At 68.8% G+C, this 24,303-nt stretch carries 23 protein-coding genes; 8 read left to right on the forward strand and 15 right to left on the reverse strand.

Going from position 1 to position 24,303, the window contains the following annotated elements:
* Positions 1-175: 175 nt before the first annotated feature.
* Positions 176-1,144, forward strand: a complete 969-nt coding sequence (locus AB0N27_RS04295) for a mechanosensitive ion channel domain-containing protein (RefSeq protein ID WP_364362942.1) — start codon at positions 176-178, stop codon at positions 1,142-1,144.
* Positions 1,145-1,274: 130 nt separating this feature from the next.
* Positions 1,275-1,931, forward strand: coding sequence for a DUF1345 domain-containing protein (locus AB0N27_RS04300; protein ID WP_364362944.1), 657 nt, complete (start codon positions 1,275-1,277; stop codon positions 1,929-1,931).
* Between the two features lie 71 nt (positions 1,932-2,002).
* Here AB0N27_RS04300 and AB0N27_RS04305 read toward each other — a convergent pair whose 3' ends face one another.
* From AB0N27_RS04305 to AB0N27_RS04325, 5 genes are all read right to left on the reverse strand, one after another.
* The gene (locus tag AB0N27_RS04305) at positions 2,003-2,410 is read right to left on the reverse strand and encodes a DUF2267 domain-containing protein (protein WP_364362946.1); all 408 of its coding nucleotides are present in this window, start codon (positions 2,408-2,410) and stop codon (positions 2,003-2,005) included.
* A gap of 186 nt (positions 2,411-2,596) precedes the next feature.
* Positions 2,597-3,166 (reverse strand): TMEM175 family protein, encoded by a 570-nt coding sequence (locus AB0N27_RS04310; protein ID WP_364362948.1) that lies wholly within the window; start codon positions 3,164-3,166, stop codon positions 2,597-2,599.
* Between the two features lie 144 nt (positions 3,167-3,310).
* Positions 3,311-4,486: a zinc-dependent alcohol dehydrogenase gene (locus AB0N27_RS04315; protein WP_364362950.1), complete on the reverse strand. Its 1,176-nt coding sequence runs from the start codon at positions 4,484-4,486 to the stop codon at positions 3,311-3,313.
* Entirely contained in the window at positions 4,483-5,385 is a 903-nt protein-coding gene (locus AB0N27_RS04320; protein ID WP_364362952.1) for an SRPBCC family protein, read from the reverse strand. The genes AB0N27_RS04315 and AB0N27_RS04320 overlap by 4 nt, the downstream gene beginning before the upstream one ends.
* A 311-nt stretch (positions 5,386-5,696) precedes the next feature.
* Complete coding sequence (locus AB0N27_RS04325) at positions 5,697-6,278, reverse strand: type 1 glutamine amidotransferase domain-containing protein (RefSeq protein ID WP_364362954.1); 582 nt, start codon at positions 6,276-6,278, stop codon at positions 5,697-5,699.
* A 241-nt stretch (positions 6,279-6,519) separates the two neighbouring features.
* Here AB0N27_RS04325 and AB0N27_RS04330 point away from each other — a divergent pair, with 241 nt between their 5' ends.
* Entirely contained in the window at positions 6,520-7,362 is an 843-nt protein-coding gene (locus AB0N27_RS04330) for an aldo/keto reductase (RefSeq protein WP_364362956.1), read from the forward strand.
* Between the two features lie 13 nt (positions 7,363-7,375).
* Here the strand turns inward: AB0N27_RS04330 and AB0N27_RS04335 are convergent, their stop codons facing one another.
* From AB0N27_RS04335 to AB0N27_RS04370, 8 genes are all read right to left on the reverse strand, one after another.
* A complete protein-coding gene (locus AB0N27_RS04335) occupies positions 7,376-8,500 on the reverse strand; it encodes a hypothetical protein (protein WP_364362958.1) in 1,125 nt (374 codons plus the stop codon).
* 250 nt (positions 8,501-8,750) lie between these two features.
* Complete coding sequence (locus tag AB0N27_RS04340) at positions 8,751-10,010, reverse strand: iron-containing alcohol dehydrogenase (protein WP_364362960.1); 1,260 nt, start codon at positions 10,008-10,010, stop codon at positions 8,751-8,753.
* Between the two features lie 81 nt (positions 10,011-10,091).
* Positions 10,092-11,552, reverse strand: coding sequence for an NAD-dependent succinate-semialdehyde dehydrogenase (locus AB0N27_RS04345; protein ID WP_364362962.1), 1,461 nt, complete (start codon positions 11,550-11,552; stop codon positions 10,092-10,094).
* 135 nt (positions 11,553-11,687) lie between these two features.
* The gene (locus AB0N27_RS04350; RefSeq protein ID WP_364362965.1) at positions 11,688-12,764 is read right to left on the reverse strand and encodes an ABC transporter ATP-binding protein; all 1,077 of its coding nucleotides are present in this window, start codon (positions 12,762-12,764) and stop codon (positions 11,688-11,690) included.
* Positions 12,764-13,831, reverse strand: a complete 1,068-nt coding sequence (locus AB0N27_RS04355; RefSeq protein WP_364362967.1) for an ABC transporter ATP-binding protein — start codon at positions 13,829-13,831, stop codon at positions 12,764-12,766. The genes AB0N27_RS04350 and AB0N27_RS04355 overlap by 1 nt, the downstream gene beginning before the upstream one ends.
* Positions 13,831-14,742: a carbohydrate ABC transporter permease gene (locus AB0N27_RS04360; protein WP_364362969.1), complete on the reverse strand. Its 912-nt coding sequence runs from the start codon at positions 14,740-14,742 to the stop codon at positions 13,831-13,833. Before AB0N27_RS04360 ends, AB0N27_RS04355 begins: the two co-directional genes overlap by 1 nt.
* Positions 14,742-15,587, reverse strand: coding sequence for a sugar ABC transporter permease (locus AB0N27_RS04365; RefSeq protein WP_364362971.1), 846 nt, complete (start codon positions 15,585-15,587; stop codon positions 14,742-14,744). Before AB0N27_RS04365 ends, AB0N27_RS04360 begins: the two co-directional genes overlap by 1 nt.
* Before the next feature lie 98 nt (positions 15,588-15,685).
* Positions 15,686-17,089 (reverse strand): extracellular solute-binding protein, encoded by a 1,404-nt coding sequence (locus AB0N27_RS04370; RefSeq protein ID WP_364362973.1) that lies wholly within the window; start codon positions 17,087-17,089, stop codon positions 15,686-15,688.
* A gap of 355 nt (positions 17,090-17,444) precedes the next feature.
* On the opposite strand from AB0N27_RS04370, the gene AB0N27_RS04375 reads away from it, so the two are divergent.
* From AB0N27_RS04375 to AB0N27_RS04395, 5 genes are all read left to right on the forward strand, one after another.
* A complete protein-coding gene (locus AB0N27_RS04375; protein WP_364362975.1) occupies positions 17,445-18,188 on the forward strand; it encodes a GntR family transcriptional regulator in 744 nt (247 codons plus the stop codon).
* A gap of 87 nt (positions 18,189-18,275) precedes the next feature.
* The gene (locus AB0N27_RS04380; protein WP_364362977.1) at positions 18,276-18,845 is read left to right on the forward strand and encodes a DJ-1/PfpI family protein; all 570 of its coding nucleotides are present in this window, start codon (positions 18,276-18,278) and stop codon (positions 18,843-18,845) included.
* Positions 18,842-19,663, forward strand: a complete 822-nt coding sequence (locus AB0N27_RS04385; protein ID WP_364362979.1) for an alpha/beta hydrolase — start codon at positions 18,842-18,844, stop codon at positions 19,661-19,663. Before AB0N27_RS04380 ends, AB0N27_RS04385 begins: the two co-directional genes overlap by 4 nt.
* Before the next feature lie 280 nt (positions 19,664-19,943).
* Positions 19,944-21,179 carry an MFS transporter gene (locus tag AB0N27_RS04390; protein WP_364362981.1) on the forward strand — a complete coding sequence of 412 codons (1,236 nt, stop codon included), beginning with the start codon at positions 19,944-19,946 and terminating at the stop codon, positions 21,177-21,179.
* 304 nt (positions 21,180-21,483) lie between these two features.
* Positions 21,484-22,632, forward strand: a complete 1,149-nt coding sequence (locus AB0N27_RS04395) for a glutathione-independent formaldehyde dehydrogenase (RefSeq protein ID WP_364362983.1) — start codon at positions 21,484-21,486, stop codon at positions 22,630-22,632.
* A 30-nt stretch (positions 22,633-22,662) separates the two neighbouring features.
* Here the strand turns inward: AB0N27_RS04395 and AB0N27_RS04400 are convergent, their stop codons facing one another.
* Both AB0N27_RS04400 and AB0N27_RS04405 read right to left on the reverse strand, forming a co-directional pair.
* Positions 22,663-22,893, reverse strand: a complete 231-nt coding sequence (locus AB0N27_RS04400; RefSeq protein WP_364362985.1) for a lysylphosphatidylglycerol synthase domain-containing protein — start codon at positions 22,891-22,893, stop codon at positions 22,663-22,665.
* A gap of 19 nt (positions 22,894-22,912) precedes the next feature.
* Positions 22,913-24,301 (reverse strand): ricin-type beta-trefoil lectin domain protein, encoded by a 1,389-nt coding sequence (locus tag AB0N27_RS04405; protein ID WP_364362987.1) that lies wholly within the window; start codon positions 24,299-24,301, stop codon positions 22,913-22,915.
* Between the last annotated feature and the right edge of the window lie 2 nt (positions 24,302-24,303).

A 24,303-nucleotide genomic window follows, 5' to 3' on the forward strand; every position in this document is an offset into this window, starting at 1 on the left:
ATCGCCACGGTGCAGCCTCCGGTTGTTCGCCGATGTTGGCCGCGTACCACCGGACAGGGTGGCACCCTGAGGCGGTGGACTGGGCAGGGAGCCGCGGGAAGCTGACATCGCGGACTACGGTGAACAGCCTCTGATGCGAACCGCGTTGATCGTAGTAGCTGCGCTGGTTGCGGCGGTGGTTGTGGACCTGGTCTTCGGCGTGCTGGTCCGCCGCTTGGCCCACGGCGGTTACAAGTGGCTGCTGGAGCCGCTGCGGCTAGCCTGCCGCCGCCCGGCGGCAGCGTTCCTCCTGGCCGGGGTGCTGTACTACGCGCTGCCGACGGGGCCGGCCGGGTGGCAACGTACTCTGCGGCACACCGCCGCGATAGCGCTTGTCGCATCCGGGGCATGGCTGGTAATCAGGGCACTGCACGTCGTCGAGTCGATAGTGTTCCACCGACTACCGGCCGACGAAATCGCCAGCCGGCGGATCCGGCGAGCCCGCACCCAGATCCGTCCCGTGCGGCGACTCACCGTCGCCGTGGTCACGATCGTCGCGATCGGCCTGATCCTGATCACCTTCCGGCCGGTACGCCTTTTCGGCGTCTCCGTACTGACGTCGGCGGGAGTGGTTGGCGCCTTGATCGGCCTGTCCGCCCGAACCGCGCTCGGCAACGCGTTCGCCGGTGTCCAGGTCGCCTTCGCCGACGGTCTGCATGTCGGCGACGTGCTGGTGATCGACGGCGAATGGGGCCGGGTTGAGGAGGTGAAGCTGACAAACGTGGTGATTCGGCTGTGGGACGAGCGGATGCTCATCCTGCCGACCACGTACTTCACCGAACGGCCGTTTCAAAACTGGACCCGCAACGAGTCTCGGGTCGTCGGCAAAGTCCAGATCCATGTCGACCACACCGCCGACCTCGACGACCTGCGCTGGGAGGCGCGCCGGCTGGTCGAGTCCTCACCGCTGTGGGACCGCCACCAGTGGGTGCTCCAGATGGTCGACTCCACACCTCAGACGGTGGTCATCCAGGTACAGGCCTCGGCTGCCGACGGTGCCAGCGCCTGGGACCTACGCTGCGACCTGCGCGAGGGACTCGTCGCCTACCTGCGCGACCATCATCCCCAGTGGCTGCCCCGCACCCGCAGTCAGTACCAAACCTGACCCGCGGGCCCTTGCGGGTGATGGACATTCGCTTTCGGTGAGCCTCCACGATTCCGGATATCGACAACCTGATCCGGTAATCGCTTCGGGTATTCCCCAGATGATCCGTATGAGCTGAAACGCTTGACGCATGGAGCAGCAATCGGGACGACCGGCGCGGGGACGACTGCTGTCGGTCAGGCGTTCCCTGTGGTCGTTAGCCGTCGGTGTCGTCGCAGGGACCGCCACCGCGCTGGTCGGGGCGCCGGAATTGACGCCGCTGGTGATCTGGACGATCGCGGCGGGCACGATCCTCGTCTGGGCGTGGCGGGCCTGCTGGCCGGCGAGCCCAGGTCGTACCGAGCAGCTTGCCGAGGCGGAGCAGCAGTCCCGGTCCACCGATGTGGCGATCCTGATCGCGTCCGGCATCAGCCTTGTCGCCGTGGCCGAGGCGCTCATCCGCGCCTCGAACCAGCAGGACATCAAGGCTGTCACGCTGGTGATTCTCAGCGTCGTCGCGGTGGTCCTGGCGTGGGCACTGGTGAATACGGTCTTCGCACTGAAATACGCCCGGCTCTACTACCGCCACGACGGCGGTATCGACTTCAAGCAGGAAGATCCACCGGCGTACGCCGACTTCGCGTACGTCGCCTTCACGGTCGGCATGTCCTACGCCCCGGGCGAGAACGAACCGACAAGCAACCGCGTGCGCCGGATCGCGCTCGGGCATGCGCTGCTCTCCTACACCTTCGGAACTGGCATCCTGGCCGTCGCCGTCAATCTGGTCACCAATCTGGGCCAATCGTGACCCCCGCGCGCGTGTTCCGGCTCTCCGTTTCGGCCATTCCGCACTCCTCGGGCCCCGCCTGCAGGTGTGGCCTAGGTGCCGATCCGGCGGGGCTGGAGCTGTCCCGACCCCGGCCCGGTCAACTGCCAGAACTCCTGCGGCAACTGGTCGACAAAGTCCCCGTACTCCTTTGCGCTGGCGGCCTCACGGAGGGTATCCAGCACCGCTCGCGCTCCGTCGGTGGCCACCTGGCGATCCACCCCTGCCCGGGACTGCACCCGTTCCAAGAATTCGGTGAGGCCGAACCGTTCCGGGTCTTCGGTGGGCCTGGACACCAGGCCGCGTAGCTCTTCGGGGAGTTGCGAGGCGAGGTCCCTCGCCTGGCCACCGGTGACCCGTCTTGCCACGGTCTCAAGCGTGGCGCGGGTGATCGGTTCGGCCTTCTCGGGCGGAACCTTCGGTCGTGCTGCCACAGACTGAATGAACTCGCTGTAGTTCACCTCGGATCCCCTCTCGAACCGGATTGCGGCGGGTACCCGCCGCCGTCGGGGTGAAACGGCGGCTCGTCCGCCCTCAGGTTGGTGGCGGAGGACCGTGGGTGATACGTCGGGTCACTGGCGACTGGTACAGGCCGGCGCTGGTGATGGCGTAGAAGACGGGCAGAACGAGGAAGATGGCCAGCCCGATCAACGGCGCGACGAGGTAGCCGACCACACCCGCGAGGATGTACAGGACGACCCCGGTGAGGGCACGGACCCGCTCGGCGCGAAAGAAGGCGTCCTTGAAACCTGTTCCTTCAGCAGGTCGGGGTTCCGGGCCAGATAGTGGAAGAACGCCAGCCACGCCGCGCACAGCATTGCGCCGATCAACGCGTAGAAGGCAACGGCCACCCGCTGGTCCGTGTTGTTGTGTTCCTGCAGCGCGTCCGACACGACGATGGTCGGGAACGGCAGCAGCGCCGTGCTGAACAGCACGAAGAGGTTCACCCAGTGAAGCCCGCGATCGGCCTGCTTGATGCGGTTGAACGTCGCCTTGTGGTTGAGCCAGACGACGGCCACATACGAGTAGGACGCGAGATATGCGATGTACGAGGGCCACTGCTCCAAAAGGCCGGACAGGAGGCGGCCAGGGGGAACGTCAGGTACCCGGAGGTCCAGGACCAGCAACGTGATGATGATGGCGAAGATGGCGTCGCTGAACGCCACCGCGCGGCTGGTGTCTGACCGGGTGCCTAGGTCTGCCTCTGGCACGCTCATCGGCTGCGCCTACCCTGGGCCGCCTGTGGCAAACGGCCGGACATCCAGATCGGGAATGCCGGACGTCCTGCGGACCGGGCGCCTCCGGACCGGACGACGCATCCGGCCACCGGGCACGTCCCGGTGGCCGGATGCGGATCGCGGTCAGGGTTTGAGGACGACCTTCTCGCAGTTGTCCTGCTTGTTCTTGAAGATCTCGAAGCCGCGTTCTGCCTGGTCGAGCGGCAGGGTGTGGGTGATGACCCGGGTCGGGTCGATCTCCCCGCGTTCGATGCGCTGCAGCAGCGGCCTCATGTAGCGCTGCACGTGGCATTGACCGGTACGCAGGGTCAGCGCCCGGTTCATCCATGCCCCGGCGGGGAACTTGTCGAGGAAGCCGCCGTACACGCCGATGACCGAGACGATGCCGCCGCTGCGGCAGGACAGGATCGCCTGCCGCAGCGCGTGCGGGCGCTCGGTCTCCGAGCGGACTGCCTGCTTGATCCGGTCGTAGGCGTGCACGTGTGCGGCACCGTGGCTGGCCTCCATGCCGACCGCGTCGATGCACTTGTCCGGTCCCCGCCCACCGGTCAGTTCCAGCAGCCGGGACCGCACGTCCACCTCCTCGAAGTTCACAGGCGTGTGGCCCGCCCGTTCGGCCATCTGCAGCCGGTACGGCTCTTTGTCGATGGCGATGACCTTCGCGGCGCCGAGCGCCCGGGCGCTGTCCATCGCGAACTGGCCGACCGGGCCGGCGCCCCACACCGCCACCACGTCGGTGGACTGGATGTCGCACATCTCGGCGCCCATGTAGCCGGTGGGCAGGATGTCGGAGAGGAACAGCACCTGCTCATCGGTCAGGTCCGACTCGATCTTCAGCGGACCGACATCGGCGAACGGCACACGCGCGTACTGCGCCTGACCGCCCGCGAAGCCGCCGGTCAGATGCGAATAGCCGAAGATCCCGGCGACCGGGTGACCGAACATCTTCTCCGCGATCCCGGCGTTGGGGTTGGAGTTCTCGCAGCAGGAGTACAGCTCGGCGGCGCAGGCGCCGCACGCGCCGCAGGCGATCGGGAACGGCACGACGACCCGGTCCCCGACGCGCAGCCGGCCTGGGTCGACGCCCCGACCAACCTCGATCACTTCGCCCATGAACTCGTGGCCCATGACGTCGCCGTCCTGCATCGTGGGCACGTACCCGTCGACCAGGTGCAGGTCCGAGCCGCAGATGGCGGTGGAGGTGATCCGTACGATGGCGTCCCGGTCGTTGAGGATCCGCGGGTCCGGCACATCACGGACCTTGACCTTGTTGCGGCCCGCCCAGGTGTTCGCCCTCACGCGCCTGCCCCCTTCGCCCACTCGGAATCCGACAGCGGCTGCGCCGGACGCTGCGGGAACTCCTTGCGGGCCCGCTTGCCCCGCGGGGCACCCTCGGACCGGACCACCTGCCCGGTCTCCAGTACCTGCTTGAGCCGGCGCAGGTCGTCGTCGAGCTGCTGGTGCGGCTCCTCACCGAAGTACTTGGCGACCGCCTTGCCGACCGCGCCGCCCGGGACGTCGTACGACATGACGATGTGCACCTCGGTGCTCACACCGTCCGGGGCGGGCACGAACCGGACCGTACCGGCGTTCGGCACGTCCGCGTTTCCGGTCGACCGCCACGAGATCCTCTCGCCGGGTGCCTCGTCGACGATCTCCGCATCCCACTCGACGTTCTTGCCGAACGGAGCGCTGGCGGACCAGTGGCTCGTACGGTCACCTGTGGCGCGGATCTGCTCAAGGTGCGCCATGAACGTCGGGAGGTTGTCCAGGTCACGCCAGAACGCGTAGACCTTGGGCGGGGGTTTGCGGATGGTCGTCGTGGCTGTCAGCTCCATGGATCCTCCTCCGTACAAGCCTCGTACCGCCATCGCTGAGCCGATCCTTTTCGCGCGGGTGGCCTGCACGGCGGTCAGCAGGTCCACCACCGTGATCCCGACGACGGCGCCAGTGACACCGACGAGGCGACGACGGCGACGCCCGCTGCGGTGGGCGATGGCCACCCCGAGGGAGGCCAGGTCCATCGCGTCGCCTGCGACCCGGGTCCACGCCCAGATGCTCTTTCGCCGGCTCGTCAGTAGCCCGGCCGCGTGTACCAACTCTCGCGCCCCGACCAGCGGCACCACGGTCCGGGTCGTCGGGGAGTCGTCCACTCCGCTGATCCGGCGTACCGTGTCCGGTGCCGCCAGCTGTGTCACGCCCAGACCGAGACTTATCCAGCCGAGCCGGCGCCCTCGCCGCTGCACGTCCTGCCTGGCTCTGGATGCCCCTCGGGTTGCTAGTTGAGTCACGGGTAGCCCTCCGTATCCGGTTGCACCCGGCCGAGCGATTCGGTCCACGACGGTCCGGGGCCCGACCCGTAGAGGCGCGGTTACCCCTCGGAAACCACCTCAACCCGTCCATCGGTCGCGGTATGGGAGGCGATCCCTGTCCTGCTGCTCAGGACGACGTCGGCCGGCGTGGGGGCCCAGGCCCCGGGCTGATCCTCCCGACCCTGAGCCCCGCCCAGTCAGGCCGTCGCCATCTGGCGGACGTGCTCGCCCTGGCCGAACACCTCGACCATCTTGGCGCAGAAGGCCGGAAGGTCGCTGGGGTTGCGGCTGGTGACAAGGCCATTGTCGACCTGTACCTGTTGGTCCACCCAGTTTCCGCCCGCGTTGCGGATGTCGGTGCGCAGGCTCGGGAATGAGGTGACGGTCCGGCCGTTCACCATGCCGGTTTCGACCAACGACCAGGGGCCGTGGCAGATCGCCGCCACCGGCTTCTGTTGCCGAAAGAACGCGCGGACGAAGTCCATCGCCTGTGGGTTCATCCGGAGCCGGTCGGGGTTGACCGTCCCGCCCGGCAACAGGAGGGCGTCGTAGTCGGCCGCATCGGCCTCGGTCACGGTCCGGTCCACCCGATAGTGGTTGGCCGGGTTGATGTCCTGGTTCATCGACTGGATCTCGCCGGAATTCAATGAGATCAGGTGGACCTCGGCGCCCGCCTGCTCCGCGGCGGACCGGGACTGGGTGTACTCGACGTCCTCCACCCCGTCGGCGGCGAGGCAGGCGATTCGTTTGCCGGTCAGTGGCTGTTGGCTCTGCGCCATTTGGGCGGCCTTTCCTTCACGGCGCCGCCCCGTCGGCGGCGCATCGTTCGCTCGTGATCGCCTTCCCGGCGTTGGCACCGGGAAACTGGCCACCGAACACCACTCGAGGGTGGACAAAACCGCAGGTACGCCCGCCGCTCAGAGAGAGCCCACGCGGAGAAAGGTCGCGCCACGAGAGTGCTTCATGACGCAACGGGTAACGCACTCAACCCACAGGTACCCAGGTTCCGGAAAGGTCGCCATGACCCTCCCCGCTGCACCGATCGAGCTGCCGTCCGGCCAGACCATGCCCGTCCTCGGCCAGGGCACGTGGTACCTGGGCGAGCACCCCGAGAGGCGGCGGGACGAGATGGCCGCCCTACGCACGGGGATCGACCTGGGCATGTCCATGATCGACACTGCGGAGATGTACGGTGACGGCGCCTCCGAGGAACTCGTCGGTGAGGCGATCGTCGGACGACGCGCCGACGTCTTTCTGGTCGACAAGGTGCTGCCGTCCAACGCCAGCCGACAGGGAACCGTGCAGGCCTGCCGCCGCAGCCTGCAACGACTCGGCGTCGACCACATCGACCTCTACCTGCTGCACTGGCGTGGCACGAATCCACTCGCGGAGACGATCGAGGCGTTCGCCGAACTCGTCGACGCCGGTGACATCGGGCAGTGGGGCGTGAGCAACTTCGATCTTTCCGACATGACCGAGCTGATCGAGGCGGGCGGGAACGACTGCGCGACCAACCAGATCCTGTACAACCTCACCCGCCGGGGTCCCGAGTACGACCTGCTGCCGTGGCTACGTGAACACCGGATCCCGGTGATGGCGTACTCGCCGATCGAGCAGGGCCGACTGCTCGGCCACGACCAGATCGCCGAGGTCGCCGCCCGGCACGGGGTGACGCCCGCTCAGGTGGCGCTGGCCTGGGTGCTGACGCAGAAGGGGGTCGCGGCCATCCCCCGATCGTCCAGGTCGGAACACGTCCGGGAGAACGCGGAAGCGCGCGACCTGCGGCTGACCGAGGAGGACATGACGGCACTCGACACCGCGTTCCCACCGCCGGCCGGCCCGCAACCGCTGGAGATGTTGTAGGTCCAGCGTCTGCTTACCTACCGCTGTGGCTGCCGTCCTTCTCGTCCCGCCAGCCGCCTGGTTCGGGATGGTAGCCGTAGGCGGCGGCTCGGACCGTCTCCTCGTTCTCCAGCCCGGAGCCGATCGCGCCGCCGACCGTGGCGAGCGAGCTGGCGATCCAGGCGAGCGTCAGATAGTCGGTGACATGTACCGGCCGCCCCAAGACCTGTTCCAGCACGGAGGTGTCGATCAGCAGCGCCCCGACGAGCACCGTTCCCACGAACAGCACCACGTAGGACACCGCCGTGGCCAGAGTGAGGGTGAGGATCGTACCCAGGTTGAACAGCCGTGCCAGCTCAGCCGGTGTCTCGTGGCTTGGTTTCTCCCACAGGTCGTGCGCGACGATCAGCCAGACGACCAACGCGGTCAGCCCGAGCAGCATGATCACGGCGAGCCGGAGTCCGCCGAGCGCATCGCCCATCTGCCAGATGGTGTCCGTCGTGAGCGCAAACGCGGCCGTGCCGAACGCGCCGACCAGCAGCTTGGACAGGCCCAGCAGGGCCCGTCCCGGGCGGTTGGCTCGCACCATTCCAGCCAACAGCCGCACCCGGCCAATCAGCCCCGAGGCGACGTAGCGCCGCTCACCGGCGTCGGCCTCGCCAACCACTCGGTGGGTGGCGGGGATGCGGCTTGTCATCTCGGCCGGCGCCCAGCCGGCCGGCGGCACCCGCTGGTCGGGAGCGTCGGTCAGCAGTCGGCTCACCAGATCTGGAACGGCCGTGCGGACCGCTCGCAGTTGCGCCAGTCCCAGCGCGGGCAGGGAAATCATCGCAACCTGGCGCCGGGCGGAGATCTGCGCGACCAGCGGCACCCGCTCGGCATGCAGCGGCAGGTCGGTCAGGCAGATTGCGAGATCCCACCGGTCGTCGGTGCGCCGGCTGGCAAGATCGTCGAGCAGGGCCTCGGCGCCGCCGTCGCGGCGCGGTGCCACGTCTCCCCAGCCTTCCCGGACAGTCCACCGCACGTCCGCGCTCACCCGCTCGGTCAGTCGGTCGGCCAACTCGGCGGCGAGCTGCGCGGCCACGCGGGCCGGGTGGTCCGGCGGGGTTGCCACCAGTCCGACGACGATCTCCGGACGGTGCTGTTCGCTCTGAGCCATTGGTGCTCCTCACCGATAGCCGGGCTCGGCCGCTGACGGCGAACAAACCGCGGGTGACGCGCCATCGCGGCAGCTCCACGGCGACTGAGGTAGTGGGAGAGTCCGGCCGCCGAGAGGAGCACCCAACGACCAGCCCGCACAGTGCCACCGTGACGCCCTCATCGAACTGAGCGCTCGCCCCCGCAGCCTAAGAGACCACCCGACGGGGTGTAGCGGATTCAATGGAAGGCGCTCCGCCAGCTCAGCCGGTTCATCGAGACGTGGAGCGACGCCCACTATCTCTGCTCGGAGTCAGGACGTGTCGGGTCCGGTCCCCGGCCCAGGCCGCGTCGAGGATCGCGGTCAGGCTGGCAGTGTCGGTCGGGCCCGGATGGTTCTGGATCAGGCGGGTGACGCCACTGGCCATCTCCGCGAAGCGCGGGAGGTCGGCGCGTGCCACGCCGATGTCCGCCAGGGTGGGAGGGATGCCGATGTCGGCGAGGAGCCCGTCGAGCCAGGTGAGGAACGTATCTGCGGCCTCGGCATCCGAGGCGTCGGTCACGTCGAGCCCGCACACCCCGGCGAGGATGGCCAGCCGGTCGCTTATGGCATCCCTTGCCGCGTCCAGCGCGTAGGGCAGGAGCAGCCCGACGCCCAGGCCGTGCGGCGTGTGCGTGGCTGCGCCGATGGGGTACTGGAGAGCATGCGGGGCCGCGTTGCCCGCGTGGGAGAACGCGAGCCCGGCCAGCATGGACCCGTAGGACATGTCCGCGCGCGCGTCCGTGTCGCCTCCGTCCCGGACAGCACGACGTAGGCTACGGGCGATCCGCTCCGCAGCCAGGAGCGCGTAGTGGTCGGTGATCGGGTTGCGGCCGAGGAAGACCTGCTCCACCGGGTCGCGCGGCCCGTGGGCCCGGGGTCGCGCGGTGTAGCTCTCCACCGCGTGACAGAACGCGTCGATGCCGGAGTGCGCGGTGACGCTCGCCGGGCAGGTGTAGGTGAGTTCGGGGTCGACGATGGCGAAGTCGGGCACGATGTGGACGCTGGAAACCCCCACCTTCAGCTCGCGGTCCGGGTCGGTCAACACCGAGACCGGTGTGAGCTCGGAGCCGGTGCCTGACGTCGTCGGGACCGCGACCAGAGGAAACGTCGGGCCCGGCACCTTCGACTCGCCGTAGAAGTCGCGTGGCGTCCCGCCGTGGCGCCTGATGACGCCGACGATTTTGGCGAGGTCGATCACCGTGCCACCCCCAATGGCGAGGATCACGTCGGCGTCCACCTCGGCGGCGACCGAGACGGCCACCGCGACATCGGCGAGTGGCACGTCCGGAGTCGCGTCGGAGAACACCTCGACGACGTCGACCTTCTCCCGCACGGCGGCCACGATCTCGGCCACACCCGGCTGCCCCAGGAGAACCTGGTCGGTAACGATGAGGACCCGGGAGCCGCTCTCGGCCACCACCCGTGGGATGTTCTGCGCGACCCCTTCGCCCACTATCAGTTGGCGTGGTCCGCGGACGGTCTCAAGCATGTCAGTGCCTCTCCGGAACGTCGGCGTCGTGGGTGCATAGGGCGCAGTGATCCTCGGTGGGCGCCCGGAGCAGCAGGCCGGTCACGGGAGGTCGATCGCCGCGTAGGTGAGGTCGAGGTACTCGAGGATGCCCTCGTGCGACCCCTCCTTGCCGATCCCTGACTGCTTCACGCCTCCGAACGGAGCTGACGGGTCCGATATCAGTCCGCGGTTGACGCCGACCATCCCCGTCTCCAGGCCCTCGACGAACCGGAGCGCCCGGTGCAGGTCACGGGTGAAGACGTACCCGACCAGGCCGTGCTCGGTGTCGTTGGCCTTCGCCAGCACCTCGTCGTCGGACGTGAACGAGATGATCGGTGCCACCGGGCCGAAGATCTCCGCCTTCAGCAGCCGCGCGTCTTCGGGTACGTCGACGAGGACCGTGGGCGGGTAGAAGTGGCCCGGCCCGTCCGGACGCTCGCCACCCACCAGGACCCGTGCGCCGCGCTCGACCGCGTCGGCGACGAGCTCGTCGATCGTGGCGACCGAGGCCTCGTCGATCAGCGCCCCGACGTCCACGCCGTCGTCGAGACCATGGCCCACCGTCAGCGCGCCCATCCGCTCGGCGAAGCGCGCCGTGAACTCCTCGCGCACCGGCTCCTCGACGTAGATCCGGTTGGCCGCGACGCAGGACTCCCCGATGTTGCGCATCTTGGCCACCATGGCGCCGTCGAGGGCGACGTCCAGGTCGGCGTCCGCACACACGATCAGGGCCGCGTTGCCGCCCAGTTCCATCGAGGTACGCAGCACGTTGTCAGCGGCCTGTCGGAGCAGCACACGCCCGACCTCGGTCGACCCGGTGAACGAGAGCTTGCGGGTCCGACCGTCGGCCAGCAGCGCGGAGACCACAGCGCCGGAACGCTTGGTGGTCACCACGTTGACGACCCCCGGGGGTACGCCCACCTCCTGCATGATGCGGGCCAGGAACAGCATGGTCAGTGGCGTCTGGGCTGCCGGCTTGGTGATCGTCGTACAGCCCGCCGCCAGCGCGGGGGCGATCTTGCGGGCGCCCATGGCCAACGGGAAGTTCCACGGCGTCACGAAGACGCACGGTCCGACCGGCTTCGGCACGGTGAGGATGCGATATCCGCCTGCGGGAGCGGTGCTGTAGCGCCCCTCGACGCGTACCGCCTCCTCGGCGAACCACCTGAAGAACTCGGCGCCGTACGCCACCTCCGCCCGAGCCTCGACGAGCGGCTTGCCCATCTCGAGCGTGATCAGCCGGGCGACCTCCTCGGATCGTTCGGTAAGTGCCCGGTACGTCGCGGTCAACAACTCCGACCGTTTCCGCGGCGGGGTCGCCGCCCACTGCGCCATCGCCGTAGTCGCCGCGTCCAGAGCGGCGAGCCCGTCGACGACGTCGGCGTCCGCCACCTCGGCGATGGTCTTTCCGGTGGCCGGGTCCTCGACGGCAAAGGTGGCTCCGCTCGCGGCGTCGCGCCAGACGTCGCCGATGCGCAGCCGGCGGTGCTCGGGGGCCAGGACGTTCGTCGGGTCAGTCACTACGTCGCCTCCTGGTGCTCTTCCTGGTGATGTCCGGCGAGCCCCAGCGACCGCGCGGTGCTCGTGGCCGGACGGGCCGCCCGCCCTCGTGGGGCAGGGTTGCCGAGTGGGTCGAGGGTGGTTCTCCCGGCGCGGTTACCGCCCAGCCTCGGACAGCGACAGCCCGGTGCCCGCGTCGAACAGGTGCGCACGGTCCAGGTCGACCGCGACGTGCAGCCGCTCGCCGGGCGTACCGGTGACCGTGGGTCGAGCCTTGACCTTGAGGATCTCCGTCCCCACCCGGACGTCGACCACCGTCCGGTCACCGAGCGGCTCGAGCCCGTAGAGCTCCCCGGACAACGACGCGTGCCCGCGCTGCTCGACGGAGAGGTCCTCCGCGCGTAGGCCCAGCAGCAGCGCACGACCGTCCTCAGCCGTGGTCCAGTGGGGTCGCGGCAGCGTCCAGCCGTCCGCGCCGACCAGACGATCTCCCTCGGCGCGGCAGGCCAGCAGGCTGATCGGTGGGCTCCCGACGAATCCGGCGACCCACCTGTTGGCGGGACGCTCGTACACCTCGGTCGGCGTTCCGACCTGTTGCACCCTGCCCTCCTTGAGGACCGCTACCTGGTCGGCCATGGACAGGGCCTCGACCTGGTCGTTCGTCACGTAGACGAATGTCGCTCCGAGGCTCCGGTGGATGCGTGTGAGCTCGGTGCGCATCTCGACGCGGAGCTTGAGGTCGAGGTTCGTCAGCGGCTCGTCCATGAGAAACGCGCGCGGACGACGGACCAGCGCCCGGGCCAGGGCGACACGCTGCATCTCACCGCCCGACAACTGCGCGGGACGACGTTGCAGCAGCCGTTCGATGTGCAGCAGGCTCGACATCTGCTCGACGGCGGCGGCGATCTCGCTCGACGAACGGCGGCGGGCCCGCAGCGGCGAGGCGATGTTCTCGTACACCGTGTGTCGCGGATAGAGGGCGTAGCTCTGGAAGACCATGGCCAGGTCGCGTGCGGCCGGGGTGTCACCTGTCGCGTCCCTCCCGTCCAGCTGCACCGACCCGGCGTCGAGCTTCTCCAGGCCGGCGATCGCCCGCAGGGTCGTCGTCTTGCCTGCCCCGGAGGGCCCGAGCACGACGAAGAACGAACCGTCCGGCACGTCAAGCGTCACCCCGTCCAGGGCCTGGACCTTGCCGAAGGACTTGCGCAGCCCGTGCGCCGTCACGGTTCCCATCAGGCCACCAGCTCTTCCGTGCGCACGTCGTAGACCGCCGGGGTTCCGCCGGTGTGCCGCAGCCCGACTTTCGCGTCAGCGGCGAAACGGACGGTCGGTGGCATCCGAACCCGTACGTCGCGCTGGCCGCTGTGGTCGACCACGTAGATGATTTCGTCGCCCAGCCACTCCGCCGAGACCACGCGGGCCGGGACCGACAGTTCGGCCCCCGGTGCGGTGACTTCCAGCGCCTCCGGTCGGACGCCCGCGACCAGGCGGCTGTCGCGCGGCAGGCCCGGCGGTGGCGTGAGGACGAGTCCGCCCTGACTGCGCAGCTTCCCGTCGGCCACCTCCACCTCGATGAGGTTCATCGGCGGGGAGCCGATGAACGCGGCGCAGAAGAGGCTCGCCGGACGCTCGTAGACCTCGAGCGGCGTGCCGATCTGCTCGACGCGGCCCTTGTTGAGGATGGCGATGCGGTGACCGAGCGACATCGCCTCGACCTGGTCGTGGGTGACGTAGACCATCGTCGCCCCCAGCTCTCCCTGGAGGTGCTTGATCTCCGTGCGCATGTCCGCCCTCAGCTCCGCGTCCAGATTGGTGAGGGGTTCGTCCATGAGGAATGCGCGGGGCCGTCGCACCAGGGCGCGAGCGAGCGCGACACGCTGCTGCTCCCCGCCGGACAGCTGGCGTGGTCGCCGGTCCAGGAGCGGACCGAGCCGCATCAGCCGGGCGGCCTCGGCGACCCGCGCGTGCACCTCCTGCTTGGGCAGCCCCTCGGCCCGCAGGGGGAACGCCAGGTTGTCGCGGGTCCGCAGATGCGGGTAGAGCGCGTAGAACTGGAACACCATGGCGATGTCGCGCTCGGCGGGCGGCAGGTCGTTGACGAGGGTGTCACCGATGCGGATGTCGCCTGTCGTCTGCCTCTCCAGGCCGGCGATGGCCCGCAGCGTGGTCGTCTTGCCGCAACCCGAGGGGCCGAGCATCACGAACAGCTCGCCATCGTCGATGGACAGGTCCACGTGGTCGACCGCGACCGTCCCGTCCGGGTAGCGCTTGTGCAGGGCTGTCACCTCGATGCCCGCCATCAGCGTCGCACCGCCCCGAGCGTCACGCCGGCGATGAGGTGCCTGCGCACCAGGTAGGCGAAGACGAGCACCGGTAGGGCGAACACCACGGAGGCGGCGGCCACGAGACCCCAGTCCGTGGTGGTGCCGCCGATGAGGCCGGCGATTGCCGGTGGGGCCGTCCGCACACCGTCACTGGAGGTGAGGAAGATGGCGAACACGAACTCGTTCCACGAGAAGATGAGGGCGAAGACGGCCGTCGCGGCGATGCCGGGCACGAGCAGCGGCAGGGTGTACCGCCAGAACGCCTGCAATCGGGTGTAGCCGTCGAGCATCGCGGCGTCCTCGTACTCGGCGGGCACCTCGTCGATGAACCCCTTCATCATCCAGATCGTGAACGGGACGTTGAACGCGGCATAGATGAGGATCAGGCCGAGCTTGGAGTCGATGAGTCCGACCTGGCGATACATGAGGAAGATCGGAATCACGACCACCACGGGCGGCATGAAGCGGGTGGACAGGATGAAGAACAGTTGGTCCTTCTTGGCCCTCACGGCGAAGCGTGAGTAGGCCCAGGCCGCCGGGACGCCCAGCACGGTGGCCAGCACCGTGGAGACCCCGGCGACCACTACCGAGTTGAGGAACGCGACGGACAGGGCCGAGCGGCCGCCGTCGGGGGCGACGAACACGTCCTTGAAATGGTCCATGGTGACCGTGAAGCCGAAGAACTTGGCCGGGATGGCGTAGACGTCCCTGTTCTCCTTGATGGACGTCGTGATCATCCACAGCACCGGAAAGAGCATCACGACGGCCAGCACGGTCAGCAACGCGACCTCCAGCCCGGATCGGCCCCGGCCGCCGAGGCGGCGCGCGGGGGGCGCCTCATCCCGGGCGGGACCTGTGGACACGGCCTCGTCGACGGAGACGGCCATCAGCCCTCCTTGAGCTTGTTCAGGTAGCGCAGGTAGAGCTGCGTCAGGATGATCACGACGAGGACCAGGAGGATTCCGTACGCCGAGGCGGTTCCGGTGTTGAAGCCCAGGAACGCGACCTTGTAGATGTGGAACGACATCGTCTCGGTGGAGACGCCCGGGCCGCCGTTGGTGAGGATGTAGACGAGGTCGAACAGCCGGAAGGCCTCGATGGCCCGGAACATCACGGCAATGAGGAGCAGCGGCCACACCAGCGGAAGAGTGATGGTGCGGAACCGGAACCACTCGGACGCCCGGTCGATCGAGGCGGCCTCGTACAGGTACTTGGGCACCGCGGTGAGGCCCGCGAGGGCGATGAGCATGATGAACGGCGTCCACTGCCAGGTGTCCACCACAATCAGGGAAAGCAGTGCCGTTCGCTGCCGGGTGAGCCACTCCACCTGCCCCAGACCGACCGAGCCGAGCATGCTGTTGACCACGCCGAACTGAGCGTCCAGCATGAATCGCCAGAACAGCCCGACCACGACCGGCGACAGCATCATCGGCACCAGGAACAGCGTGGTCAGCACTCCTCGCCCGTGCGTGCGTCGCGAGATCAGGTAGGCGATGCCGAAACCGAGCACGGTCTGCAGACCGACCGCGCCGACCACGTAGATCAACGTCGTCAGGGCCCTCTGGTGGACCTGCGCCGAGGTCAGGATGGCCGTGTAGTTCCCGAACCCGATGAAGTTCGCAGGGCCGCCACGGGTGGCCGAGTAGTCGGTGAAGGACAGGTACAACGCCCACAGCAACGGGAACACCGACATGGCGAGCAACAGCAGCATCGCGGGGGAGATGAAGGCCACGGCGAGCCCGCGATCGCTCAGCCGGCGGGATCGACCCGGCGCAGGGGGCGTCGCTGACGCCACAGGCCCGGCGTGATCGGTCGTCAGGGGGACGTCGCTCACAGCCCGCCGCCGCCCTTGCGGTTGCTGGAGTCGAGCACTCCCTGCTGCTCCTTGGCGATGTCGTCGAGCGCGTCCTTCGGCTTCTTCGCGCCGTTCAGGGCGGCGTTCACGTTGGTGTTCTCGATGTCGACGAGGCGCGCGTACTCGGGCACGTTCCACATGTCCCGCATTCGCGGAACCGAGTCGGCGTACACCTTGTTGAACGGGCCGGCGTCGAGGAACTCGGGTGACTGGATCGCGTCCGTACGCGATGGCACGCCACCGGCGGCGGCCCACTTCTTCTGGATGTCAGCCCGCTCGAACCACTTCATGAAGTTCAGGGCTTCCGCCTGGTTCGCCGCGCCGGAGTAGGCCGACACGTGCATCCCCATGCCGCCGAGCGGGACCAGGTCCGTCTTCTGGGTCGGCAGGGTGGCGAAGCCCAGCTTGTCGAGGATCTGCTCACGGGTGGTGCCGAGTGTCGACTGCTTCGGATCGAGCAGGCCGCCGCTCGCGGCGATCCAGTTGAACGCGATGCACGCCTTGCCCTGGGCGACGGCCGCGTTCACCTCGTCGATGAACCAGTTGCCGGAGCCCTTGGCGGTCAGCGGCTTCATCTTGTTGACCAGGACGTCCATCGCCTCCTGGCCGGCCGCGTCGTTGAGGACGCCCTGGATCTTGCGTGCCTTGGCGTCCCAGAGGTTGCCGCCGTAGACGCCGTTTACCGTGTTGTAGGTGACGGCCGCCGCGTCGGAGCCGTTGGCCTGGTGGAACGCCAGTCCGCTCACGCCTGGGTTGTCCGCCTGGCACTTCGCGGCGACCGAGATCATCTGGTCCCAGGTCTGCGGCGGCTTGTCGCCGATCAGGTCCTTGCGGTAGATCATCGTCCAGGTGTCGCCGAGCAGCGGGAGTCCGTACAGGCTGGCGTTCTCGTCGCGCTTGCCGGTCTCCGCCTGGGGGAACTGGCCGTAGGCCGCCAGGAGGTACGGGTTGTAGGCGTTGACGTCGATGTTCTGCTTGACGAAGTCGGTGAGGTCGAGGATGTTGCCGTTCGTCACGGCCTCGCCGATGTGCTGCGAGTCCAGGATCGCGATGTCGAAGTCGGTCTTGCGCGCGGCGAACTGGGTGAACATGGCGTCGTGCCAGTTCGCGTTCGGCACAGTGTTGACCTTGATGGTCGCGTTCGGCCGTTCCTTCTTGTACTCCGCGTTGGCGAAGGCCTCCAGTGCCTGGGCGGGCGGCCAGTCGAACCAGATGAAGCTGAGGGTCAGCGGGTCCTTGCTGAGTTCCGGGACCGCAGCCGGCGCCTTGGGGGCGCTCGCCTTCGCGTCGTCGTCCTTGCCGTCGCCGCACGCCGCGGTCGTGGCGACCAGCAGCATGGCAGCCGCCGCCAGCCGCACCTTCCGGCCGGGAGTGGACATTCGTCCTATTCGCTGTGGATGCCGCATCTTCTCGCCTGCTTTCTGGCTGGGGACTTCCAGGAGCCTCGCTATGCGCTTCGCCGAGCAGTTGCTTGGTCGTTCAGGCGTGTTGCCGAGCTGTCGCGGGGCCGACCCACGTACCGGCGTCACGAGTACGCCGCGACGTACGGGGTCGTCTGCCGCGGCGACGTCCTTCAGGTGGTCGACGTGGCGACGGCGGGCGGTTCCGCGATGGTGGCCGATGAAGATCATCCGCCACTTTTCCTATACGATCTGCTGGGGGCGTCAGCATGCCGCAGCATTGTGACTGATGTCAACGGGTTCGCGAGGACGCACGAGAGGACCTCAGGTCACGATGGACGACGAAGCGATGATCGCGCGGGGCCGTAGGGCCGTGACGGGCGGAACGCCGCCCGGACGATCTGGCGGCCGGCTCGCCGACGAGGTGTACGACACGCTGCTCGGGCAGCTGATGTCGCTCCGGATCGAGCCCGGCTCCCGCGTCACGATCGACGTCCTGGCGCGGGAGCTGGGGGTCTCGCAGACGCCGATCCGGGACGCGCTGAACCGCATGGAGGCCGAAGGGCTTGTCGTACGTGTGCCCCACGCCGGCTACCGCATCCCTCCCCAGATCACCCGTCACCGGTTCGAGGACATGCTCGAGGTTCGCCTGCTCCTCGAGCCGGCGGCGGCGCGCAGATCCGCCGAACGCGCATCTCCGGAGCAGGTGGCGGGTCTGCGACGGATGCTGGAGGAGATGGCGGAGCTGGAGGGGGGCAACGGGCTGATGGCCTATGGCGCCTTCGGGCTACGCGACGCCGCTTTCCACGATCTCGTCGCCCTGAGCGCGGAGAACCAGGTCATCCGCGAAGCGCTCGCCCGCCTGCACAGCCATGTGCACCTCTTCCGGCTTCACCACGACACCCAGGTCACCCACCTGGCGATGGCCGAGCACGAGGACGTGGTGGCCGCGATCGCCGCGCGGGACCCCGACGCCGCCGCCTACGCGATGCGACGGCACATCCTGCGGTCCGGCGAGCGTTTCCGCCGATTGTTCGACGAGGTCGGGGACGGGCGCCCAGTGGCGGTCGAGTCTTGACGGGCGGGCAGGCCCGAGGAATGCTAACCCCACCGGATCGGATCGGATTGGATCTACCTCACCGCCCCCAGATGCGAGGAGAAGCAGGTGCCCAGAGCGCTGCTCCTGACCGGCGACGCCGCCGAGGAACTCGACACCATGTATCCCTACTACCGCGTGCAGGAGGGCGGTTGGGACGTCGACGTCTCGTCACGGACGACGCGTGACGTGCAACTGGTCATCCACGAGTTCGACCCCAACTCCGACGCCTACGTGGAGAAGAACGGCCGGAAGCTGCCGGTCGACGTGCCCTGGGCCGAGGTCGACGTCGAGCGCTACGACGCCCTCATCATCCCCGGCGGACGTGCCCCGGAGTGGATCCGGGTGGACGCCGACGTCAGGCGCATCACGGAGCACTTCTTCGCGCGCAACCTCCCCATCGCGCTGGTGTGCCACGGCGCGCAGGTACCGGCGGTGTACGGGCTGCTCAAGGGTCGAAAGACGGCGTGCTTCCCCCCGATCACCGGTGACATGGAGAACGCGGGCGCGACGGTCATCGACGCTCCGGACGTCGTGGACGGCAATCTCGTCTCCTGCCGGGGGTGGCCCGACATGCCGCAGTTCGGCAGGGCGATGATGGAGGTCTTCTCGAAGTCGGTCGACCCCGCGTCGGCGTGAGCGCACCTCGGACGGTCACGGTCGACGGATCCCCCGTCCACCTTCTGGAGAGCGGCACCGGGCCTGCGGTGCTGATGCTGCACGGCTCCGGACCCGGCACGACCGGGTCCGGCGCCTGGGCGGCGACCGCGCGGGCGCTGGGTACGTCCTGGCACCTGGTGGCTCCCGACCAGGCCGGGTTCGGCCGTACACCCGTCCCGGCGGGCTCTCGCGGTGGGCTCGGCCTGTGGACCGAGCAGGCCGCGGGCCTGATGGACGCTCTCGGTGTCGAGCAGTACGCCGTGGTGGGTCACTCCATGGGCGGTGCCGTGGCGCTCGCGTTGGCGGCCGCGCGCCCGGAGCAGGTCACCCGTGTGGTGGCGGTCTCGACGATGGGCGCCCCCGGGGCGCCGCTGTCCGCCGACCTCGACGCGATCTGGGCTGCCCCCGCCGGCCCGCTCGGGGCACGGGACATGCTGAGTCGTCTTGTCCTCGACCAGGCGCTCGTCACCGACTCGGCCATCGCCGCGCGGGCGGCTGCGATGCGGGCGGGAGCGTCCGCCTACGCGTCGTTGTTCCCTCCACCCAGGGCGCGGTGGGTCGCCGACCTCACCCTCTCGGCCCAGAGGCTGGCCGCGGTGAGCGCGCCCGTGCTGCTCGTGCACGGCGCCGAGGACCGGGTCACCCCGCTCGCGACGACGGCCCAGCCCCTGCTCGAACACCTGACCGATGTCCGCCTGCACGTGTTCGGCCGATGCGGACACGTGCCGGCGGTCGAACACCCGCACGAGTTCCGGCGCCTGCTGTCGTGCTTCCTGAACCCGGGCGGGGGTCACTGACCGCCGCGACAGGTCCGCAGCCCGTTCTCCCGTAGACCGGCGCGGGGCCGGACAAATTGTGTTGCCGGCGGTCGCCGCACCCCGTACCGTCTCGGCTCATGTTCACCCCCTGTGACGTTTAGCTGTCGCGCTTCGACACGCGGGTGGAGTCTGTCCGCTCTTCGGCGGTTTCTGGTGCTCCGCACCCATTCCCTGCGACGCCCCGGGCCTCGCGGTGCCTGCGTGTCGGTCAGCCCGTGACGGCGCGCCGGACAGGCGCACTCATCGACCGGAGTGCACAGTGGACACTTTCACATCGACGCTGCCTGAGCCCCTGTGGCGCCGGCACGACTTCCGACTGTTGCTCGGAGGGCGGCTGGTGTCGCAGCTGGGCGACTCGCTCCAGTTCCTCGCTCTACCTCTCCTGGTCATCGCCCTGACCGGATCCTCCACGCAGGCCGGGATCCTGCTCGGCCTGCAAACCGTGGTCCACCTCGTCTTCGGGCTGCTCGCGGGCGCTCTGGTCGACCGGTGGGATCGCAAGGCGACGATGATCTGGTGCGAGATCGGCCGTGGGTCGCTCACCGCCACGATCCCCGCCGCCGCCGTGTTCGGAGCGCTGGGGATGCCGCAGCTCTACGCCGTGGCAGTGCTCAACGGGGTGCTCAGTACCGTGTTCGGGGCGGCGAACAGTTCGGCGTTACCGAACATCGTCCCCAGCCGCGACCTCCCCGCCGCGCTGGGGACGCTCGGCGCGATGTCCAACGCACTGCGCATCGCCGGCGCGGCTGTGGCGGGCACCGCGTACGCCGTGAGCCGGATGCTCCCGTTCGCGTTCAACGTCGTCTCGTTCCTGGCGTCGGCAGCGTCCCTGCGGGCGATCCGCACGGACTTCCAGCAGGTACGGGTCACGGCACCGACCTCTCCGAGAGCGCTGCTGGCCGACATCGGTCGCGGTCTGGCCTGGCTGTGGCGCAAGCCGGTGATCCGGACGCTGGCCCTGCTCGATGCGGCGGACAGCCTGCGGTACGGCGCCGGCTATCTGCTGATCATCATTCTGGCCCAGGAGCTGCATGCGAACCCGACCCAGGTCGGCGCGGTGTTCGCCAGTGCCGGCGCGGGCGCACTCCTCGGCAGCGTCATGGCGCCGACGCTCGCCCGCCGGTTCCCCCTCGGGGCGCTCTCGATCACGATGCTGTGGGTTGAAGCGTTGGCCTTTCCGTTCTACGCCGTGGCACCGACCTGGTGGCTGCTCTCGCTGGTGGCCTTCGCGGAGTCGGTGGTGTCGCCGGTCTACACCGTCGCCCTCGACTCCTACCGGCTCGCCGTCACGCCCGATGCTCTGCGCGGCCGAGTCACCAGCGCGATCGAGACCCTCACCACCGGAGGCGCCGCGATAGGCACCATGGCCAGTGGCACGTTGATAGCTCTGCTCGGCACGACGACGTTGACGCTCGTCCTGGCCGGGTGGCTCGCACTCATCGCCCTCGTCGCGACACTGAGCAGGACCGTCCGCACAGCCCGGGCGACCGAGTGACGGCACGATCCGGGCCTGCTCAGCGGTGAGTCAGGAATTATCTCCGGTCCGGAGGTTTCTCCATCGTCCAGATGGAAAGGTGAAGAAATAAGCTATTCGCTCGAAGCTGGAAATTCATCGCAATCAGGTGCGGCCAGGAGTCGCGGCTCGCGAGACCGGCGGCGGTCACCGCCATGAGGCGTATACCTCACGGTCACGAATATGACAGTGAGGTATACGCCTGCACGAGAGGTGTGACCCGGCCCCGCCCCGCGCCCGACGCACCCGCTCCACCGCCTGCTTCCCGACCGATCAGGAGTCTGCTGTGAAAGCTGTCGTCTACCGGGGTCCGCACGAGGTCGCCGTCGAGGACCGGCCGGATCCGAGCATCCAGGCGCCGACCGACGCGGTCGTCCGTCTCACCACCACGAACATCTGCGGCTCCGACCTGCACATGTACGAGGGCCGCACCTCGGTCGAGGAGGGCAAGATCCTCGGTCACGAGAACATGGGCATCGTCGAGTCGGTCGGCGCGGCGATCACCCGGATCAAGGTCGGTGATCGGGTGTCGGTGCCGTTCAACGTCGCCTGCGGCACCTGTCGCAACTGCCTGCACGGCTGGACCAGCTACTGCCTACGGACCAACCCGATGCAGGGGATGGACGGCGCGGCGTACGGCTACGCCAACATGGGTCCCTACGACGGTGGTCAGGCCGAGTTCCTGCGGGTGCCGTACGCGGACTTCAACCTGTTGCGCCTGCCGCCGGGCACCGAGCACGAGAACGACTTCACGATGCTGTCGGACATCTTTCCCACCGGCTGGCACGGCACCGAACTGGCCGGTCAGGCTCCCGGCGACACGGTCGCCGTGTTCGGTGCCGGTCCGGTCGGGCTGATGGCCGCCCACAGCGCGCTGATCAAGGGCGCCGACCGGGTCTTCGTGGTCGACAAGGAATCCGACCGCCTCGCCATGGCGGAGAAGATCGGGGCCATCCCGGTGAACTTCGCCGAGGGTGACCCGGTGGAGCAGATCATGGACGCCACGAACGGCGTCGGCGCGGACTGCGGGGTGGAGGCCGTCGGGTACCAGGCCCACGACCCCTCCGGCGAGGAGCACCCGGAGATGGTGCTGGACAACCTGGTCGACGTCGTCCGCTCCACCGGTGGGATCGGCGTGGTGGGGGTCTACGTGCCGCAGGACCCGAACGCCCCCGACAAGCGGGCGCAGCAGGGCCGTATCGGGTGGCAGTACGGCACGTTCTTCACCAAGGGCCAGCGGATGGGTACCGGCCAGTGCCCGGTGATGCGCTACAACCGTCAGTTGCGCGATCTGATCATCAACGGCCGGGCGCGGCCGTCGTTCCTGGTCTCCCACGAGCTGCCCCTGGACCAGGCACCCGAGGCGTACGGGCACTTCGACCGCCGGGACCAGGGCTGGACCAAGGTCCTGCTGCACCCGGGCCAGGGATCCTGACCGGGCGATCGATTCGCCACGGGTCGGCGGTCACAGCAGCCGTCGGCGGGTCGGGAGCCGCAGGGCCAGGTAACCCGGCGCGATCGGGAGCCAGAACGTCACGAGGCGGTAGATCAGGGTGCCCGCAACGGCGGCGTCCAGCGGCACCCCGTAGAGCAGCAGGCCGGAGACGAGTGCGGCTTCGGTGGCGCCGAGCCCGCCCGGGTGGGCATGTACGTCTGGTCCGGGTGGGCCCGGCGTGACGCCGCGCCCACCCGTCATCGTCGACCGGTAATGATCATTACGCGAGACGCGAGAGCCGGAACTGCTGGTTGGTCTGTCCGTGGCAGTCGTAGAGCTGGATCTGTGCGCCGTTGGTGGTGCTCCAGACGTCCAGGCAGCGGCCGGACTGGACGTTGCTGATGGTGCCGTTGGAGTTGACGTTCCACTGTTGGTTGGTCTGGCTGTGGCAGCTGTAGATCTGTACCGCGGCGCCGTTGCCGGTGCCGGCGGCGTCGAGGCACATGTTGCCGTAGACCTGGAGTTGTTTACCCGAGGTGTAGGTCCAGGCCTGGTTCAGCTGCTTGTTGCAGTCGTAGAGCTGGACTCGGGTGCCGTTTGTGGTGGAGGCGTTGGGTACGTCGACGCACCTGCCGGACTGGGTGCCGACGATCTCGCTGGCCGTGCCCGGCGGGACGGTGGGGGTCGGTGTGGGCGTGGTTGGCGTCGGTGTCGGGGTGGTCGGCGTCCCGGGCAGCAGCGGGCACGTGCTGCGGTAGGTGACCACGCCACTGGAGTCCAGCAGCGGGCAGAGGAACTGGCTGTACCGGGTGTCGTTGTCGAGGAACATCTTCACGAACGGCAGCATGGTGCGGACCATCACCGGGTTCGACCGTCCGACCATGAACCCGTGGTCCGCGCCGGCGACCTCCACGTAGACGCTCTCCGTGGTGGCCGGGATGCTGTTGTACAGGCCTGTTGCGTAGGACGGGGTGACGACCGTGTCCGCCTGCCCAGCGAAGATCATCGTGGGCACCTGGTCGTTGGCCAGGTTCGACGACGGCGAGTAGGGCGCGATGCCGACCACCGCCTTCAACGACGGACGCCGCATGGCCGCGCTCAGCGCGCCGCCGCCGCCCATGGAGTGCCCGGCGACGGCCAACCGGTTGGGGTCGACCCGGTCCCGCACCGGGCTCTGCTGGGTCAGGTAGTCAAGCGCGGCGAGCAACTGCGTGCCCCGGGCCGTGTCGAAGTCGTTGCGGCTGTTGGTCTCGATGCCGATCACGACGAAGCCGTGCGAGGCGAGCCACGGCCCCATCCAGGCCAGTTCGGCGGAGAACAACGCGGTGTAGCCCGGCGAGATCGCGATGGCCCCGAAGGTGCCCTGGCTGGTGTCGGTCGGGTAGTAGATCCGGCCGCCGTTGAAGCCGTACCCGGTGGGGACGCTTACCGAGGTGTTGGCGAAAGGGCCGTTGACCGCGGTGACGCTGGTCCGGGTCGGGTCCGGGCCCCGCTGGTACGGGTTGTCGGCGGCCGACGCCGATCCGGTCGCCACGGTGATGGTGAACAACCCGACCACGGCGGCGAGCCCGGCCGCGGCGAGCGTGAACAGTCCTCTCCGGCGCCGGGGGGACACCCGGGCCGTGCCGGCGTCTGCCGGGGGCGGGGGAGGGTTGGCGTGTCCTGGCACTG

Source organism: Micromonospora sp. NPDC093244, assembly GCF_040683695.1.
GTDB lineage: Bacteria > Actinomycetota > Actinomycetes > Mycobacteriales > Micromonosporaceae > Micromonospora.

Excerpts from the sequence above, each read along its gene's own strand:
- AB0N27_RS04300 (WP_364362944.1), top strand. The coding sequence starts at position 1,275 with ATGGAGCAGCAATCGGGACGACCGGCGCGGGGACGACTGCTGTCGGTC.
- AB0N27_RS04310 (WP_364362948.1), bottom strand. The coding sequence starts at position 3,166 with ATGAGCGTGCCAGAGGCAGACCTAGGCACCCGGTCAGACACCAGCCGC.
- AB0N27_RS04325 (WP_364362954.1), bottom strand. The coding sequence starts at position 6,278 with ATGGCGCAGAGCCAACAGCCACTGACCGGCAAACGAATCGCCTGCCTC.
- AB0N27_RS04330 (WP_364362956.1), top strand. The coding sequence starts at position 6,520 with ATGACCCTCCCCGCTGCACCGATCGAGCTGCCGTCCGGCCAGACCATG.
- AB0N27_RS04335 (WP_364362958.1), bottom strand. The coding sequence starts at position 8,500 with ATGGCTCAGAGCGAACAGCACCGTCCGGAGATCGTCGTCGGACTGGTG.
- AB0N27_RS04340 (WP_364362960.1), bottom strand. The coding sequence starts at position 10,010 with ATGCTTGAGACCGTCCGCGGACCACGCCAACTGATAGTGGGCGAAGGG.
- AB0N27_RS04350 (WP_364362965.1), bottom strand. The coding sequence starts at position 12,764 with ATGGGAACCGTGACGGCGCACGGGCTGCGCAAGTCCTTCGGCAAGGTC.
- AB0N27_RS04355 (WP_364362967.1), bottom strand. The coding sequence starts at position 13,831 with ATGGCGGGCATCGAGGTGACAGCCCTGCACAAGCGCTACCCGGACGGG.
- AB0N27_RS04360 (WP_364362969.1), bottom strand. The coding sequence starts at position 14,742 with ATGGCCGTCTCCGTCGACGAGGCCGTGTCCACAGGTCCCGCCCGGGAT.
- AB0N27_RS04370 (WP_364362973.1), bottom strand. The coding sequence starts at position 17,089 with ATGTCCACTCCCGGCCGGAAGGTGCGGCTGGCGGCGGCTGCCATGCTG.
- AB0N27_RS04375 (WP_364362975.1), top strand. The coding sequence starts at position 17,445 with ATGGACGACGAAGCGATGATCGCGCGGGGCCGTAGGGCCGTGACGGGC.
- AB0N27_RS04400 (WP_364362985.1), bottom strand. The coding sequence starts at position 22,893 with ATGACGGGTGGGCGCGGCGTCACGCCGGGCCCACCCGGACCAGACGTA.